Annotated in this window: 16 protein-coding genes; 13 read left to right on the forward strand and 3 right to left on the reverse strand. The window is 64.0% G+C overall.

Annotated elements, in window-relative coordinates; genetic code table 11:
• Nucleotides 1-39: 39 nt before the first annotated feature.
• From JWR51_RS09845 to JWR51_RS09890, 10 genes are all read left to right on the forward strand, one after another.
• Nucleotides 40-948, forward strand: coding sequence for a heme o synthase (locus JWR51_RS09845; RefSeq protein WP_299747085.1), 909 nt, complete (start codon nt 40-42; stop codon nt 946-948).
• Nucleotides 945-1,127, forward strand: coding sequence for a hypothetical protein (locus JWR51_RS09850; RefSeq protein WP_299746861.1), 183 nt, complete (start codon nt 945-947; stop codon nt 1,125-1,127). The genes JWR51_RS09845 and JWR51_RS09850 overlap by 4 nt, the downstream gene beginning before the upstream one ends.
• A complete protein-coding gene (locus tag JWR51_RS09855; protein ID WP_299746864.1) occupies nt 1,127-1,690 on the forward strand; it encodes a cytochrome c oxidase assembly protein in 564 nt (187 codons plus the stop codon). Before JWR51_RS09850 ends, JWR51_RS09855 begins: the two co-directional genes overlap by 1 nt.
• Nucleotides 1,691-1,694: 4 nt before the next feature.
• Nucleotides 1,695-2,537: a cytochrome c oxidase subunit 3 gene (locus JWR51_RS09860; RefSeq protein ID WP_299746867.1), complete on the forward strand. Its 843-nt coding sequence runs from the start codon at nt 1,695-1,697 to the stop codon at nt 2,535-2,537.
• A gap of 33 nt (nt 2,538-2,570) precedes the next feature.
• Nucleotides 2,571-2,966, forward strand: a complete 396-nt coding sequence (locus tag JWR51_RS09865) for a DUF983 domain-containing protein (protein ID WP_299746870.1) — start codon at nt 2,571-2,573, stop codon at nt 2,964-2,966.
• Nucleotides 2,966-3,730 carry an SURF1 family protein gene (locus JWR51_RS09870; RefSeq protein WP_299746873.1) on the forward strand — a complete coding sequence of 255 codons (765 nt, stop codon included), beginning with the start codon at nt 2,966-2,968 and terminating at the stop codon, nt 3,728-3,730. The genes JWR51_RS09865 and JWR51_RS09870 overlap by 1 nt, the downstream gene beginning before the upstream one ends.
• Nucleotides 3,731-4,083: 353 nt before the next feature.
• Nucleotides 4,084-5,478 (forward strand): threonine synthase, encoded by a 1,395-nt coding sequence (thrC, locus tag JWR51_RS09875; protein ID WP_299746875.1) that lies wholly within the window; start codon nt 4,084-4,086, stop codon nt 5,476-5,478.
• Nucleotides 5,479-5,523: 45 nt separating this feature from the next.
• Nucleotides 5,524-6,786: a pitrilysin family protein gene (locus tag JWR51_RS09880; protein WP_299746877.1), complete on the forward strand. Its 1,263-nt coding sequence runs from the start codon at nt 5,524-5,526 to the stop codon at nt 6,784-6,786.
• A gap of 13 nt (nt 6,787-6,799) precedes the next feature.
• Complete coding sequence (locus tag JWR51_RS09885; protein ID WP_299746879.1) at nt 6,800-7,408, forward strand: GNAT family protein; 609 nt, start codon at nt 6,800-6,802, stop codon at nt 7,406-7,408.
• Nucleotides 7,409-7,574: 166 nt separating this feature from the next.
• Nucleotides 7,575-10,481, forward strand: a complete 2,907-nt coding sequence (locus JWR51_RS09890; RefSeq protein WP_299746881.1) for an EAL domain-containing protein — start codon at nt 7,575-7,577, stop codon at nt 10,479-10,481.
• A gap of 231 nt (nt 10,482-10,712) precedes the next feature.
• Here JWR51_RS09890 and JWR51_RS09895 read toward each other — a convergent pair whose 3' ends face one another.
• Nucleotides 10,713-11,285 carry a YqgE/AlgH family protein gene (locus JWR51_RS09895; RefSeq protein ID WP_299746883.1) on the reverse strand — a complete coding sequence of 191 codons (573 nt, stop codon included), beginning with the start codon at nt 11,283-11,285 and terminating at the stop codon, nt 10,713-10,715.
• Nucleotides 11,286-11,412: 127 nt separating this feature from the next.
• Here JWR51_RS09895 and JWR51_RS09900 point away from each other — a divergent pair, with 127 nt between their 5' ends.
• From JWR51_RS09900 to JWR51_RS09910, 3 genes are all read left to right on the forward strand, one after another.
• Nucleotides 11,413-12,219 carry a protein-disulfide reductase DsbD domain-containing protein gene (locus JWR51_RS09900; protein WP_299746884.1) on the forward strand — a complete coding sequence of 269 codons (807 nt, stop codon included), beginning with the start codon at nt 11,413-11,415 and terminating at the stop codon, nt 12,217-12,219.
• 132 nt (nt 12,220-12,351) lie between these two features.
• On the forward strand, nt 12,352-12,846 hold the full coding sequence (locus JWR51_RS09905) for a peroxiredoxin (protein WP_299746886.1): 495 nt from the start codon (nt 12,352-12,354) through the stop codon (nt 12,844-12,846).
• A gap of 23 nt (nt 12,847-12,869) precedes the next feature.
• Nucleotides 12,870-13,472, forward strand: a complete 603-nt coding sequence (locus JWR51_RS09910) for a hypothetical protein (RefSeq protein ID WP_299746889.1) — start codon at nt 12,870-12,872, stop codon at nt 13,470-13,472.
• Nucleotides 13,473-13,680: 208 nt separating this feature from the next.
• Here the strand turns inward: JWR51_RS09910 and gcvPB are convergent, their stop codons facing one another.
• Together gcvPB and gcvPA are read right to left on the reverse strand one after the other, a co-directional pair.
• The gene (gcvPB, locus tag JWR51_RS09915) at nt 13,681-15,228 is read right to left on the reverse strand and encodes an aminomethyl-transferring glycine dehydrogenase subunit GcvPB (RefSeq protein ID WP_299746891.1); all 1,548 of its coding nucleotides are present in this window, start codon (nt 15,226-15,228) and stop codon (nt 13,681-13,683) included.
• Nucleotides 15,225-16,568, reverse strand: coding sequence for an aminomethyl-transferring glycine dehydrogenase subunit GcvPA (gene gcvPA, locus JWR51_RS09920; protein WP_299746894.1), 1,344 nt, complete (start codon nt 16,566-16,568; stop codon nt 15,225-15,227). The genes gcvPB and gcvPA overlap by 4 nt, the downstream gene beginning before the upstream one ends.
• Nucleotides 16,569-16,574: the final 6 nt, after the last annotated feature.

Consider the following 16,574-nt stretch of genomic DNA (forward strand, 5'->3'; position numbering starts at 1 on the left):
AAGGCAAGGCGCGTGGCATTTATCGACAACTCCAACAGCATTCCCGCTCCGGCGGGCGAGGCGCGGGTAGAGGACTACCTCGCGCTGCTGAAGCCGAGTGTCATGTCGCTGGTGGTGTTCACCGCCATTGTGGGCCTGGTGGTGGCGCCCGGCGCCATCAATCCGGTCATCGCCGTCATCGCCATCCTTTGTATCGCCATCGGGGCAGGGGCCTCGGGCGCGCTTAACATGTGGTACGATAGCGATATCGACGCCATTATGAGCCGCACCGCCAACCGTCCCATCCCCGCCGGCCGCATCACCCGCGAAGAAGCGCTGGTGTTCGGCCTCGTGCTCTCGGTGTTCTCCGTTGCCCTGCTTGGCCTCGCTACCAATTGGGTCGCGGGCGGCCTTCTCGCCTTCACCATCGTTTTTTACGCCGTCATCTACACGATGTGGCTCAAGCGCTCGACGCCGCAGAACATCGTCATCGGTGGCGCGGCCGGCGCTTTCCCGCCCATGGTCGGGTGGGCCGCCGTCACCGGCACCATCTCCATCGAGAGCGTGGCGCTGTTCATGATCATCTTCCTGTGGACCCCGCCCCATTTCTGGGCGCTGGCGCTCTACAAGCAGTCCGACTACGGCGCTGCCGGCATCCCGATGATGCCCAACGTCAAGGGCGAAGCCTCCACCAAGCTGCAGATCCTGGTCTATTCGGTACTGCTGGCCGCCTCGGCTCTGGTGCCGACGATCCTCGGTTTCTCCGGTCTCGTCTACACCGTGGTCGCGGTGCTGACCGGCGCCATGTTCCTCTGGCTCGCCTGGAAGCTGTTCCGCGCCGAGGATGGCGTGCCGATGCGCAAGGCCGCGCGCACGCTGTTCACCTATTCCCTCAGCTATCTCTTCATCGTCTTTTTCGCGCTGCTGACCGACAATCTGCTAACGCGTTTTGGGAGTGTCATCGGATGAGCGCGCCAAACGAAATCCGCGAAGTCATCATTTATCCGCCCGAGATCGAAGCCGCCCGCGCCAAGGTGCGCCGTCGCCGCTCGCTCGCGCTGGGCGCGGCCCTGGCGCTGTTCGCCATCACCTTTTACGTGCTGACCATCATCAAGATGGGTCCGGCGCTGTTCGACCGGGCGATCTGATGGCCACAACGACGACCCTCCCGCCGGTGACCCCGCAGATGCGCCGCAACCAGCGCGTCGGCTTCATCTGCCTTGCGGTCGTGGCCAGCATGGTGGGCGTCGCCTATGCGGCGGTACCGCTCTACCAAATGTTCTGCGAAGCCACCGGCTATGGTGGCACCACCCAGAACGCGTCGAGCAATCCCAAGGGCGTCATCGCTCGGTCGATGACCGTGCGCTTCGACAGCAATGTCGATAGCGGGCTGAACTGGACCATTGTGCCGTCCAAGCCGATCACCGACGACATCGGCAAGGTCGACACGGTCAATTTCGTGGCCACCAACAATTCCGACCACGCGGTCACCGGGCAGGCGATCTTCAACGTCTCGCCCGAACGCGCCGGCTACTACTTCAACAAGATCGAATGCTTCTGCTTCACCGAGCAGACGCTGCAGCCGGGTGAAACCGTGCAGATGCCGATCGTCTTTTTCGTCGATCCCGATCTGGCTCAGAACGCGGAACTCGACACACTCAAAGAGCTGACGCTCTCCTACACATTCTACCCAGTCAAAAAGGGAAGCTGAACAAATGGCCGCGATTGAGGTAAATCACGACTATCACATGGTAGAGCCGAGCCCGTGGCCGTTTGTCGGCTCGGTGGGCACGCTGATCATGGCGATGGGCGGCGTGTTCTGGATGCACCACTGGACGCCGTGGGTGTTCCTCGCCGGGCTGGCCATTGTGCTCTACACCTTCTTCGCGTGGTGGAGCGACGTCATCAAGGAATCCACCACCACCAAGGCGCATACGCCCGTGGTGCAGATGCACCATCGCTACGGCATGATGCTGTTCATCGCCTCCGAAGTGATGTTCTTCGTCGGCTGGTTCTGGGCGTATTTCGATGGCTTCTTCCGCCACAGCGATGTCGAGCAATATGCCCGCGTTGCTGCCACCGGCGCGTCCTGGCCTCCGACCGGCGTCGAACTGTTCGACCCATTCCACCTGCCCCTGTTCAACACCCTGATCCTGCTGACTTCGGGCACCACCGTCACCTGGGCGCACCATGCGCTGCTCGCCGGCGACCGCAAGGGCCTGCGCTGGGGCCTGGTGCTCACCATCGCGCTCGGCCTGCTGTTCTCCTTCGTGCAGTTCACCGAATATCGCGAAGCCGCGTTCTCGTTCGCCGGCAACATGTATGGCGCCACCTTCTTCATGGCGACCGGCTTCCATGGCTTCCATGTGATCATCGGCACCATCTTCCTGATCGTCTGCCTGATCCGCGCCGAGCGCGGCCAGTTCACCCCGGAAAAGCATCTCGGTTTCGAGTTCGCCGCCTGGTACTGGCACTTCGTCGACGTGGTCTGGCTGTTCCTGTTTGCCTCGATCTATGTCTGGGGCAGCTGGGGCGTTGCGGTCGGCCACGGCGGCTGATCGAACGGCATCGATTTTCTCGGGGCGCAGCACATGCTGCGCCCCGAATTTTTTGAAGGCACCCACGTGACGATTAGTCCCCAGCCGTCACCCTTCCTGGTCGGCCTCCTGTGCCGTTGCCCGCGCTGTGGCAAGGGCAAGCTGTTCTCCGGCTACCTCAAGATCGCGCCGGCCTGCTCGGTCTGCGGCCTCGATCTCAAATTCGCCGACAGTGGCGACGGCCCCGCTGTGTTCGTGATCTTCCTCGTCAGCCCGATCATCATCCTGCTGGCGCTGATCACCGGCGCCTTGGTCAGCATTCCGCCTTACATGCACCTGATCCTGTGGATACCCGCCACCATCATCCTGTCGGTTGCCTTATTGCCTCCGTTCAAGGCGACTTTGGTGGCGCTGCAATATCGCCACGACGCACATGAAGGGCATCAATGATGGCCGAAGCAGTTTCAGCAAAACGTCTCAGCCCCGTGCTGCGCTGGAGTTTCGTTGCCCTGATGGCGGGCCTGACCATGGTCTTCGCCTGGCTCGGCGTCTGGCAGATCGAGCGGCTGGCCGAAAAGGAAGCGCTGATCGCCGCCGTCGCCGAACGCCTCAACTTGCCCCCGGTGCCCCTGCCGACCCAGGCGCAATGGGCAACGCTGGATCTGGAGAAACTCAATTTCTCTCCCATGTCGCTCACCGGCACCTTCAAGAACGACCAGGCCGTCACCGTCTTCACCAGTCTGGTTGACGGCAAGGGCCCGGCCTCCGGTCCCGGCTATTGGGTCGTCACCCCCTTCGTGCTGCAAGACGGCGGCACTGTCTTCGTCAATCGCGGCTTCGTGCCCGAAGACCTGCAGGAAGCCGCGCTCAACGACCCCGGTGCGCCGCAGGGCCTCGTGACCATCACCGGCTTGCTTCGCCCGGCCGAAACCGCCGGCTGGTTTGTGCCCGAAGCCAATACCTCCGATCGCATCGAATGGGTCCGCGACCCCGCGCGCCTCGCCGCCATGGTCGATCCGGCTCTCGCGCCCTTCGCCCCGTTCTACATCGACCAATCCGCCGGCGCTCCGGGCGTGCTGCCGCAAGGCGGCGAGACGATAGTCGAGTTCCCCAACAACCACCTCGGCTACGCCTACACCTGGTTCGGCTTCGCCATCATCACCCCGATCATGCTGGGGTTTTGGTTGTGGCGACAACGGCGGGTGAAGCCGTAGGTCCAACAGTCGTCACCCCTCTCCCCTTGCGGGAGGGACAGCTTGCGACGCGTTCAGCGGAGCAAGCAGGGTGAGGGGTTTGTCCCCCCACGCGCGGTGATTGTGCCTAGCCGCGATCCCTCCCAACCACCGGCCCTTCCCGCGGACTTGATCCGCGGGTCTCTAACAACTCGTGCCGTATTGAGAGTGGCCCCCGGATCAAGTCCGCGGGAAGGGCCGGTGGGTGGGAGAGTGGGAGAGTGGGTGCCAAGAGCATCACCCACATGCCAGAAGAAGGGGACGCGGCGGTAGAGGTTGCGCCTCGCCCCTCGTTTGACTAGGTTGCAACAATTCTAAAAGGGCTCTTCCCCTCGATGCAGTTTGTTTCTACGCGCGGCCAGGCGCCGTCGCTCGGCTTCTCCGATGCAGTGCTGGCCGGCCTTGCCACCGATGGCGGACTCTATGTTCCGCAATCCTGGCCCCAGATCAGTCCCGACGAAATCGCCGGTTTCGCCGGCAAGCCCTATAGCGAGGTGGCCTATGCCATCATCTCGCGCTTCGTCGGCGATGAGATTGCCCCGGCCACGCTGAAGTCGATCATCGACGGCGCCTATGCCGGCTTCCGCCACCCGTCGGTCGCGCCGCTGGTGGAACTGGAGCCCGGCCACTTCGTGCTCGAGCTGTTCCACGGTCCCACCTTGGCCTTCAAGGACGTGGCCATGCAGTTCCTCAGCCGGGTAATGGACCACATCCTCACCACGCGCAAACTGCGCGCCACCATCGTCGGCGCCACCTCCGGCGATACCGGCTCTGCCGCCATCGAGGCCTTCCGCGGCCGCGACACCACCGATATTTTCATTCTGCATCCGCTTGGCCGCACCTCCACCGTGCAGCGCCTGCAGATGACCACCGTACTCGATGCCAACGTCCACAATATCGCGCTGCAAGGCACGTTCGACGATTGCCAGAACGTCGTCAAAGCCCTGTTCAACAATCATCGCTTCCGCGACTCGGTGCGCCTCTCGGGAGTGAACTCCATCAACTGGGGCCGCATCGTCGCGCAGATCGTCTATTATTTCACTGCAGCCGCTTCCCTCGGCAGCCCGCAGCGCAAAATCAGCTTCACTGTGCCCACCGGCAATTTCGGAGATATCTTCGCCGGCTACGCCGCCAAGCGCATGGGTCTGCCGATCGATCGCCTGATCATCGCCACCAACGCCAATGATATTTTGGCCCGCACCATGGCCACCGGCCGCTACCAGATGGATGGCGTCGAGCCCACCATCAGCCCCTCCATGGACATCCAGATTTCCTCGAACTTCGAGCGCCTGCTGTTCGACGCCGCCGGCCGCGATGCCGCCGCCGTCAACCGCATGATGGATAGTCTCAAACAATCCGGCGGCTTTGCCCTGCCGGACTCCGCGCTGGCCAATATCCGCGCCGAATTCTCCGCTGGCACCACCGGCGAGGCCGAGACCCGTGCTGCCATCGCCGCGACCTACAAGAATTCCGGCTATCTGCTCGATCCGCATACCGCCGTGGGCGTGCATGTGGCCCGCAATGAACGTCAGGGCAGCACCCCCATGGTCACGCTTGCCACCGCCCATCCGGCCAAATTCGCCGATGCGGTGACAGAGGCTAGCGGCATCGCGCCGGCCCTGCCGACATGGCTCGCCGATTTGCATCAGCGCGAGGAACGTCTCAGCGTCCTTGCCAACGACCAGGCTGCGGTCGAAGACTTCATCAGGGCGCGCACGCGTGCCGCATAACACAAGCATCGGGTGGTCGCTGACCGCCGGTGCCGGGAGGATTGCGTGAGTCTACAATCGACAACCCTGGACAACGGCATGGTGGTCCTCACCGATGACATGCCCCATCTCGAAAGCGCCTCGCTGGGCGTCTGGGTCCGGGCCGGCGCTCGCAGTGAGCGCAAGGCCGAGCACGGCATTTCCCACCTGCTCGAACACATGGCGTTCAAGGGCACGACCTCCCGCACCGCCCTGCAGATCGCCGAGGCGATCGAAGACGTCGGCGGCGATCTCAATGCCGCGACCTCGATCGAGCACACCGGCTATTTCGCCCGCGTGTTGAAAGAGGACGTGGTGCTCGCCGCCGATATCCTCAGCGATATCCTCCAGAATTCCCTGTTCGATGAGAAGGAGCTGGAGCGCGAGCAGCAGGTTATCGTCCAGGAAATCGGCGCCGCGCGCGATAATCCCGACGATCACGTGTTCGACCTGTTCCAGGCCGCCGCCTTCCCCGAACAGCCGATCGGCCGCACCATTCTGGGCACGGTCGAATCCGTGCGCGAATTCAAGCCGGAAGTGATCCGCAAATACCTGAACCGCAACTATGTGGGCGACCACATGGTCATGGCCGCCGCCGGGAATGTCGATCACGACGGGCTGGTCAAGGTCGCCGAACAGCGCTTTGCCACCCTCAAGGCCAATGGTGCGCCCGCGCCCCAGCGCGCCGAATATAAGGGCGGCGAGGAGCGTCTCGTCTCCGAGCACGAACAGGCCCATATCGTCATCGGCTTCGAAGGCCGCGCCTATAATTCGGACGGCTTTTACGCCGCCCAGGTGCTGGCTTCCATTCTGGGCGGCGGCATGAGCTCGCGCCTGTTCCAGGAAGTGCGTGAAAAGCGCGGCCTCTGCTATTCGGTCTACGCCTTCCACTGGGCCTTTGCCGATAGCGGCGTCTTTGGCGTCGCCGCCGCCACCGGCGAGGAGGAGGTCGGCGCCCTGGTGCCCGTCGTCATCGACGAGTTGCGCCGCGCCACCCAGACCATCACCGACGAAGAAGTGATCCGCGTCCGCAACCAGATCCGCGCCGGCCTGCTGATGTCGCTGGAAAGCCCCTCCGCCCGCGCCGGCCAGCTCGCCCGCCAGCAGATCCTGTGGGGCCGTCCCATCCCGATGGCCGAAACCGTGGAGCGCATCAACCGCATCACCGCCCAGCGGGTCAAGGATGTGGCCGAGCAGATTTTCCTGTCCGGCACGCCCACCCTGGCGGGCATCGGCCCCATCGCCGCCTTGCCCGATCTCGAGGCCGTTGGCGGCCTGCTCAAGCGCTGAGCGGGCCCACGCGATGATTTGGCCCTGGTCATCGCCGGCATCTCTGATCAGCCTCAAGGGCCCGCGCCTGCTGCTGCGTCTGCCCCAGCATGGCGATTACCAGGCCTGGTACGGCCTGCGCAAAACCAGCCGCGACTTCCTCAAGCCGTTCGAACCACGCTGGACCGAGGCCGATCTGGCGCGCTCGGTCTTCACGGCCCGCGTCAAGCGAGCGCGTCAGGAGGCCGAAGACGGCAGCGACTATTCCTTCCTGATCTTCACCACCACCGGCGGCAAGGAAACCCTGGTCGGCGGCATCACCCTCTCCAATATCCGCCGCCGCGCCGCGCAGTTCGGCAATCTGGGCTATTGGATGGGCCGCCAATTCGCCGGGCAGGGGATGATGACCGAAGCGGTCGGCATCACTTTACCCTTCGTCTTCGATAGCCTCGACCTGCACCGCCTCCACGCCGCCTTCCTCCCCGGCAATGCCGCCTCCCGACGCGTGCTGGAAAAGAATGGCTTTGTGGAGGAAGGTTTTGCCACCGGCTACCTGCAGATCGACGGTCGCTGGGAGGACCACGTGCTCTTCGGCCTCACCCGCGAACGCTACGAAATGCGCCGCCGCACCCGGCATGCCTGAGTGTTGTTGCCAAACGGCAACATGGCTCAACGCTTGTCGCATGGGGCAATCCCCGCTACCAAAGAGCGCTCCCCTCAAGAGGACACCGTCATGGCCGCGACGCCGAAACAGTCGAGCGCCGTTTCGCTGCCATAATGAAGCCTAGCGCAGGATATAATCGCCTCTGATGCGTCACCTTTTTGCACTCGCGATGTGTCTTGCGTTCGCGCTCGGAATCCTCGCTCCAGCCGCTGCCTTCGAAGTGATTTCCGTCCCCGAGGACGTCAACGCCGTCAATCTGTCCGATGTCGTCGAAGTCCAGCAGGGCGCCGAGGGCAAGGTGCAATTGTCGACCGCTCCCGGCGAAGATGGCATCATCCGCCGCATCGAAGTTTTGGCGACCCAGCAGGGCAGCAATCCCGATTGGGCGCTGTTCGCGCTCAAAAACGAAAGTGACCAGCAGATCGAGCGCCTGCTCGTGGCGCCATTCTTCCGACTGCCCGGCTCCGGCGTCTTCAGCCCCGATCTGGGCGATGACCGCATCAATGCCCTCACTCCTAGCGCCGGCATTCGCCCGGTCCGGCTGGCCGATCCCGAAGCCGACGTCTTCGAGGTCACCCTCGATCCCGGCGCCACCGTCACGTTCGTGGCCGAACTCACCTCCGGCCAATTGCCCGAACTCTATCTGTGGCAGCCCAATGCCTACCGCGACTATGTGAACTCGTTCACCCTGTTCCGCGGCGTGGTGCTCGGCGTCGCCTCGCTGGCCGCGGTGTTCCTCACCATCATGTTCGTGGTCAAGGGCCGCGGCGTCTTCCCCGCGACCGCAGCCTTCGCCTGGGCGGTGCTGATCTACCTGCTGATCGATTTCGGCGTCCTCGGCCGCTTGCTCGGCCTGAGCAGCGGCGGCATGCAGCCCTTCCGCGCCGCCTCGGAGGCTGGCATAGCCACGACTCTGGCCGGATTCCTGTTCATCTACCTCAACCTCCACCGATGGCATCTGCGCTTCATCCATCTGGCGCTCGGCCTCGCGGCGCTGTTCCTCGCGCTCTTCGCCTTCGCCTTCTTCCAGCCCGCCATCGCCGCCACCATCGCCCGGCTGGTTCTGGCGCTGCTCGGCGTCTCCGGCTTCTTCCTGATCCTGCTGCTGGCGCTGCGCGGCTACGACCGCGCCGTGCTGCTGGTCCCCACCTGGATCATCCTCATCGCCTGGCTGTTCTATGGCTGGCTGGTCATCACCGGCCAGGTCTCCAATGACATCGCCCAGCCCGCCGTCGCGGGTGGCCTCGTGCTTCTGGTCATGCTCCTCGGCTTCACCTCGGTGCAACACGCCTTCTCGGAAGGGCAGGTGTCCATCGGTACCCTCTCCGAAGTCGAGCGCCGCGCCCTGGCCCTCACCGGCTCCGGCGATTTCGTCTTCGATTGGAACATCGAGCGCGACCGCGTCTCCGTCTCCGACGAACTCGCCACCCGCCTCGGCGAAAAACGCGGAGCCCTCCGCGGCGCCATCAAACGCTGGCTCGATCGTGTCCATCCCGATGACCGCGACCGCTTCCGCACCGCCTTCGATACCCTGGTCGAACTGCGCCGCGGCAAGGTCTCGGCCGATATGCGTATCGCCGGCCACGACGGCAGCTACCGCTCCTTCCGCATGCGGGTAAAACCCGTGCTGGGCGGCGACGGCCAGGTCAACCGCATTGTCGGCACCCTGCAGGACGTCACCGAGGACCGCGCCTCGCGCGAGCGCCTGCTGCACGACGCCGTGCATGACAGCCTCACGGGCCTGCCCAACAAGCAGTTGCTGCTCGACCGGCTGGAGCGCGCCCTCGTACGCGCCCGCACCCCCGGCGGCACCAAGCCGGCCGTGTTCCTCATCGATATCGACCGCTTCATGGACCTTGAGGAGCGCATCGGCCATTCCGCCGCCGATTCGGTGCTGCTGGCCGTATCGCGCCGCATTGCGCGCATCATGCGCCCGCTTGATACTGTGGCGCGTGTGTCCGGCGACCAGTTCGCCGTCATCCTCGCCTCCGAACAAGCCGCCGGCAAAATCGCCGAAACCGCCGAGCAAATCCGCAAGGCCCTCAAGGCCCCGTTCAATTTCGGCGACCGCGATCTCACCCTCTCAGCCTCCATCGGCGTCACCATCTATGACAGCAATCCCGCGAGCGCCGCCGACGTGCTGCGCGATGCCGAACTGGCCATGTATTATGCCAAGCGCCTCGGCGGCGACCGCATCGAGGCCTATCGCGCCTCGGCCCGCTCGATTTCCGCCTATAACCGCGCCAGCGAAGAAGACCTCGAACGCGGCATGAAGCAGGGCGAATTGCAGGTCCAGTTCCAGCCGATCATGGATATCGTCTCGGGGCGCATAGCCGGGGCCGAAGCCCTGATGCGCTGGCTGCACCCCACTCGGGGCATCGTCGCGCCCTCCGAATTCATCACCCTGGCCGAACGCTCCGGCCAGATCGAACGCCTGGGCCGCATCGCCTTCGAGCAGGCCGCCTACCAGACGCGCGACTGGATGACCTCGATTCCGGGCCTGCCGGAAGAATTCTTCGTCTCGGTCAATCTGTCCCCCGGTCAGCTCGCCGCGCCGAGCCTGCTCAACGATATTCGCGCCGTGATTGCCCAAAATCCGGGGATTGCCAATCACCTCAAGCTTGAACTCACCGAGTCCCAGGTGATGACCAATCCCGAGCATTCCGCCTACATGCTCGAAGCGCTGCGCGGCATGGGCCTCGGCCTGGCGCTGGACGATTTCGGTACTGGCCATTCGTCGCTGAGCTACCTGCACCGCTTCCCCTTCGACACCATCAAGATTCCAGCCGATTTCGTGAAGATGGGCGATACCAATGGCATCGGCCACACCCAAGGTCCGATCATCAGGGCCATCGTAGCCCTCGCCAACGATCTCGATCTCGCGGTGATCGCTGAGGGCGTCGAAACGCCCGAGGAAGTCGAGCGCCTGCGCCAGTTCAATTGCCGCTTCGGCCAGGGCTTCGCCTTCGGCGCCGCCATGACCGCCCCCGAATTCGGCAAACAACTAGCCGCCCAGGTCGCGCGCCTGCCGGCTCGTGAAACGGCCAGCTAGACAAGCCGTGCCGATGGGCCGAACGACGCGGCTCACCAGGCTCAATCGACACTCAGAATTTCTGCAGTGTTGCGGCGCTACCAACTAGCCCCACCCGCCGTCCTTCCCGCGGGCTTGACCCCCGGGCCACTAACAGTCCGGCACGCATGGGCGTGGGCCCGCGGATCAAGTCCGCGGGAAGGCAGTGGGTGGGTGAAATCGGTCAACTAGACGCGCGCTTGGGGCAAGTCCTTAGGCGTGCCCAGCATCCGGGCTCAACGTCGCCCGCGTAATATTCAACATCCCCAGCGCGGCGTCGTAGCGCCGTTCCACCGGCGTCTCGAACAACAGTTCGCGCGAGAACGGCACAGTCAGCCAGCCATTTTGCGCGATCTCGCCCTCGAGTTGCCCTGGCGCCCAGCCGCAGCAGCCCAGCGCGAACAAGGCCGCTTTGGGTGCCGGCCCGAACGCCATCGCCTTGAGAACTTCCAGCGTCGCCGTCAGGCAGATATTGTTGGCCACCTCATAGGTGTTGCCGCTGTTGAAATCGGGCGAATGCAGCACGAAGCCGCGCCCCTTTTCCACCGGGCCGCCGCGCATCACCGCGCGCTCGCGGATCGCGTCGGGCAGTCGGATGATCATGTCCGGATCGCCCAGGTCCAGCTCGTCCAGAATATCGGCGAAGCGCATGTCCAGTTCATGGTTGACCACGAGGCCCATGGCGCCATCATCGCTGTGACCGACGAGAAAGATCACGCTCTCGGCGAAGCGCTCATCTGCCATGTCGGGCATGGCCACCAGGAATTGTCCTTCGAGTGAGTTCATGGCGTCATTCTAAAGCCTACGGCCCGCCCTGCCAAGCGAGTGCGCGCCCATGCACCCCTGCCGGCTTCACGAAGCCATGAACATCGGGCGCTAGGCGGCGCCGATATCCTGGGTTACACGAGTGCCCATGCGCATTTACCCTAAAGCTATTTTGCTGCTCAGCCTGATCGCCACGCCGCTCGCGGCAGCCGAAACACCGTGGCAAACGGTGGCGCCGGGGGTCACCATGCGCCTCGTCAGCGCCGGCACCGTCAAGCCCGATGGCACCACTTGGGTCGGCGTGGAATTGAACATGCCCCAGAACACCAAAACCTATTGGCGTATCCCGGGCGAGACCGGCCTGCCCACGCAACTCGATTTCGCCGGGTCGCAGGGCGTTACCGGCGACGCGATTTCGTGGCCCTATCCCGAACGCGACCAGTCTGAGCGCTATCTCGATTACGTCTATCGCGGCCCCACGCTACTGCCCGTCCAGCTGACCCTCGATGCCGCCACCGCGCAGATCGAGGTCGCCGTGGTGATGGGCGTCTGTTCCGATATCTGCGTGCCCGCCCAGGCAAAGTTCAGCCTGCCGGTGGATGGCGCCAAGGACATGCCCAATGGCCTGCGCATCCGCCAGGCCGTGGCCATGGCGCCGATCGCCTGGGCAGACGCAGCCCAGCCCATTGGCGATGTGCAATACCGTGCCGCCGATCAGATGCTCCTGGTGCACGTCACCAATCCCGCCGTCGATCCGGATTCCCTGATCGTCGCCACCGCGGATGGCGCGCCCTTCTTTGGCGCGCCGCAAAAAAGTCCCGAACCCGATCTAGTTCTGATCCCGGTTTTGGGCAAAACCCATGAAATTAACTTGGAAAACCGCCCCGTTCAGCTCACATTCACTACTGATATGGGAGCATATGAAATCACCCGGCCGGTTCAAACGGCCGAATAAGGTCACGAGGGCGATCGGGAGCAGGGCGCAATGCCTTGCATGCGGGGGCAAAGCCGCATATCCGGGTTCCCAACAATTCAAGCGTCGCCGGCAGCGGGCAAAGCCGCCGGTAATGAAGGGGCATATTCCTATATGATCGAGCGCGGTAATCCGGTCCCGTCGGTGCGGGTCAAGCTTGTCGATGCCAATGGCATTGCCGATACCACCAGCGACACCGTCCTCGGCACCGGCTTGGTGGTGTTGTTCTCGGTTCCCGGCGCCTTCACCCCCACTTGCCACGTCAATCACCTGCCGGGCTTCATCGCCAACCATGCCAAGCTGCGCGCTGCCGGGATTACCCGCATCGTCTGCGCGGCGACCAATGACCATCACGTCATGAAGGCCTGGGCAGAGGCCACGGGCGCCCTCGGCAAGATCGATTTCATCGCCGACGGCAATGCCGAACTCGCCAAGGCCTTGGGCCTGGCCAAGGATTTCAGCGGCAGCGGCATGGGCACGCGCTATGCCCGCGCCGCCATGATCATTCGCGACGGCATCGTCGATAACGTGTTCGTCGAAGACGCGCCCGGCGTGTCGGCCAGTGGCGCACCGGCCATCCTGATGGCGCTCGAAACCGCCAACAGCTAGTATCTGCGTTAGGAGACGATTTCATGTTCAAGTCCACCCTGACCCTGGCTGCGCGACGTGGTCTTGCCCTTGGCGCCACCGGGCTCGTCGCGGCAGCGCTAGCCGGTTGCAGCATGGGCGGCATGTTTGGCGGCGGCTCACCCGCAGCTGACGCCAACCTGGCCAATTCCAGCCCCAGCGCTACCGCGATGGCCCAGGCCCAGACCAGCGCACTTCCGGCAATCGCCACCGCCTGTCCGCCCATCAAGGTACGCACCGGTACCGAAGCGATGTTCTATTATGGCAATGGCAAGGTCGGCGATCCGCGCACGCTGCAATATCAGGGCGTCATCGATAAGAGCACCCGCAATTGCGTGGTCTCCAATGGCCTGATCACCGTGCAGATGGGCGTCGAGGGCCGCGTCCTGCTTGGCCCCGTCGGCACCCAGACCTCGGTCACCGTGCCGATCCGTTTCGCCGTCGAGCGCGACAAGCAGGCCGTGTTCTCGGAAAAATATCAGATCCCGGTCGCCATCACCCCGCCGGCGCAATCGGGCGACTTCATCAAGGTTGTTCAGAACGTCGCCATCCCCTATCTGGGCGGCGAGGACATCACCATCTGGGTCGGGTTTGATACCGGCAAGTAAGCGGCTGGCCTCTGTGATGGTCCAGTAGGGCACATCCCACCCGCCACGTTGGGGGCACCATCGCATCCCACCCCCCGTTCTTCCCACGGGTTTGACCCGTGGGCCTCTAACCCCACCCACAAACCTTCGGTGTGCGAGGATAGCGACCCGCGGATCAAGTCCGCGGGCAGCATCGTGGTTGGGGAACGCTCGCTGACAACCGGCGAAGTTACTCCGCCGCTTGCGGCAGCTCTTCCGGCCGTTCCCAGCGCAGGATTGGCGAGCGCGCCGCCCGCGTCTCGTCCAACCGGCGCCGTGGCGCCTTCATCGGCGCGGCGGTGAACCGTTCCGTATTCCCCGCCTTGGCGTCGGCGGCCAGTTCTTCCATCACCTCACAGAACCGGTCCAGCGTCTGCTTGCTTTCGCTTTCAGTCGGCTCGATCAGCATCGCCCCATGCACCACCAGCGGGAAGTACATCGTCATCGGATGGAAACCCTCGTCGATCAGCGCCTTGGAAAAGTCCAGCGTGGTGACGCCAGTGCCGGCCAGGAACGTATCGTCAAACAGTGCCTCATGCATGGTCGGATAGTCGCCGAACGGCACCGAGAAGGCATGGGCGAGCCGCGCCTTGATGTAGTTGGCATTGAGCACCGCATCCTGCGCCGCCTGCGCCAGCCCGTCGCCACCGTGCGACAACATATAGGTCAGCGCCCGGACATACATGCCCATCTGGCCCTGGAACGCGGTGATGCGCCCCAAAGAGTCACCCTCGGCATGCTCGACCAGTTCAAGAACTCCAGCATGCTGGCGCACGAACGGCACCGGAGCGAACGGCGCCAGCGCCGCCGACAGCACCACAGGCCCCGCACCCGGACCCCCGCCGCCATGCGGCGTCGAGAAGGTTTTGTGCAGGTTGATATGCATCGCATCGATGCCCAGATCACCCGGCCGCACCACGCCCATGATAGCGTTGAAGTTGGCGCCATCGCAGTAGAAGAACGCCCCGGCATCATGCACAGCCTGAGCGATTTCAATGACTTGCGGCTCGAACAGGCCGCAGGTATTGGGGTTGGTCAGCATAATCGCCGCCACGTCGGGCGACAGCGCATCCTTGACCGCCTGCACGTCCACCGTGCCATCGTCGCGCGCCGGGATCGGCTTGACGGTGTAGCCCAGGAATGCCGCCGTGGCCGGATTGGTGCCGTGCGCACTCTCGGGCACCAGCACGATACGGCGATGGCTCTGCCCCGCCGCATCCTGCGCCGCCTTGATCGCCATCATGCCGAGCAGTTCGCCATGCGCGCCGGCCTTGGGCGTCAACGCCACGGCCGCCGTATTCGTCAGCGTCATCAACCAGTTAGCGAGCTGGTTCATCAGCTCCAGCGCGCCCTGCACGGTCGAAACCGGCTGCAGCGGATGGATATCGGCGAAGCCCGGCAGGCGGGCGATCTTCTCGTTCAGCCGCGGATTGTGCTTCATCGTGCACGATCCCAGCGGATACATGCCGCTGTCGATTGAGTGGTTCAGCCGGCTCAGCCGCACATAATGCCGCATCGCCTCCGGCTCGGTCAGCCCGGCCAGATCCAGCGCCGACTTGCGCTCGAAGCCGCCGAGGCGACTGGTTGAAATCTCCGCATCCGGCAGATCAACGCCCGAATGCTCGGTATCGCCAATCTCGAACAGCAGCGGCTCGTTCGGCAGCATCGAGGAGCCCGAGGTGGAGGCGAAGCCAGAAGTGCCGGTGCCGGTCGGACGGCCTTGCGTATTCATGCTCATGCCAATTCCTCCGTCAGCGCCGCCACCAGGGCCGCGATATCCTCGTCGGTCGTCAGCTCCGTCGCCGCCAGTACCAACAGGTTGGCAACATTGGGATTTTCCGGCTCCAGCCGGCTGACTGGCACGCCAGCCAAGATGCCCCGTGCGGCCAAGGCCTCGACCAATGGCGCTGCCGGAACAGCCACGCGAATGGTCATTTCGTTGAAGAACGTCTTGTTGAGCAGTTCTACGCCCGGAATACCGGCCAGAGCGTCAGCCAGCGCACAAGCCCGCGCATGGTTGAGCCGCGCCAGCTTGGTAAAGCCGGCCTCGCCCAGCAGCCCCATATGGATCGAGAACGCCAGCGCGCACAGCCCGGAATTGGTGCAGATATTGCTGGTCGCCTTCTCGCGGCGGATGTGCTGCTCGCGGGTCGACAGCGTCAAAACAAAGCCGCGCTGCCCGTCGGCATCCACGGTTTCGCCGCACAGCCGCCCCGGCATCTGCCGGATGAATTCCTTGCGCGTCGCCATCAGCCCCAGATACGGGCCACCGAAGTTCAACGCATTGCCGATCGACTGGCCCTCGGCCACAACGATATCGGCGCCATAGGCACCCGGAGATTCCAGCAGGCCCAGCGAGACGATCTCGGTGACGACTACGATCAGCAACGCGCCCTTGGCATGGGCGGCGTCGGCGGCGGTCTTGAGATTGCGCAGATGGCCGTAAAAGTCCGGCGTCTGGATGACGATGGCGGCAGTCGTCTCGTCGATATGATCGAGAATATCGCCTTGGCCTTCCGGCGACGCCGACAGGCATTCCAGATCAGCGTCGTCCTTGAGATAGGAGCGCACCACATCGCGATAATGCGGATGCAGCCCACCCGACAGCACGATCTTGTTGCGCCGCGTCAACCGCCGCGCCATCAGCACAGCCTCGGCCGTGCCGGTCGAACCGTCATAGAGGCTGGCATTTGCCACATCCATGCTGGTAATCTTGGCCACCTGGGTCTGGAATTCGAACAGCATCTGCAGCGTGCCCTGCGAGATTTCCGGCTGGTACGGCGTATAGGCCGTCAGCCATTCCGAGCGCTGGATCAGATGATCGACCGTCGCCGGCACATGGTGGCGATAAGCGCCGGCACCAACGAAAAATGGGCCATCGCTGCCCGCCCGGTTCTTGCCGGCCAGCGCCTTCATATGCGCCTCGACGAGGTATTCTGGGCTGTGCTGGGGCAGGTTCAGGTCGAACGTTTTCAGTGCCTTGGCCGGCACGGCGCTGAACAGCGCCTCGATCGAGCTCGCGCCGATCACGCCAAGCATCTCGGCGCGTTCGGCATCGGAATGGGGGAGGTAACGCATGGGATC

Source organism: Devosia sp., assembly GCF_028290625.1.
GTDB lineage: Bacteria > Pseudomonadota > Alphaproteobacteria > Rhizobiales > Devosiaceae > Devosia.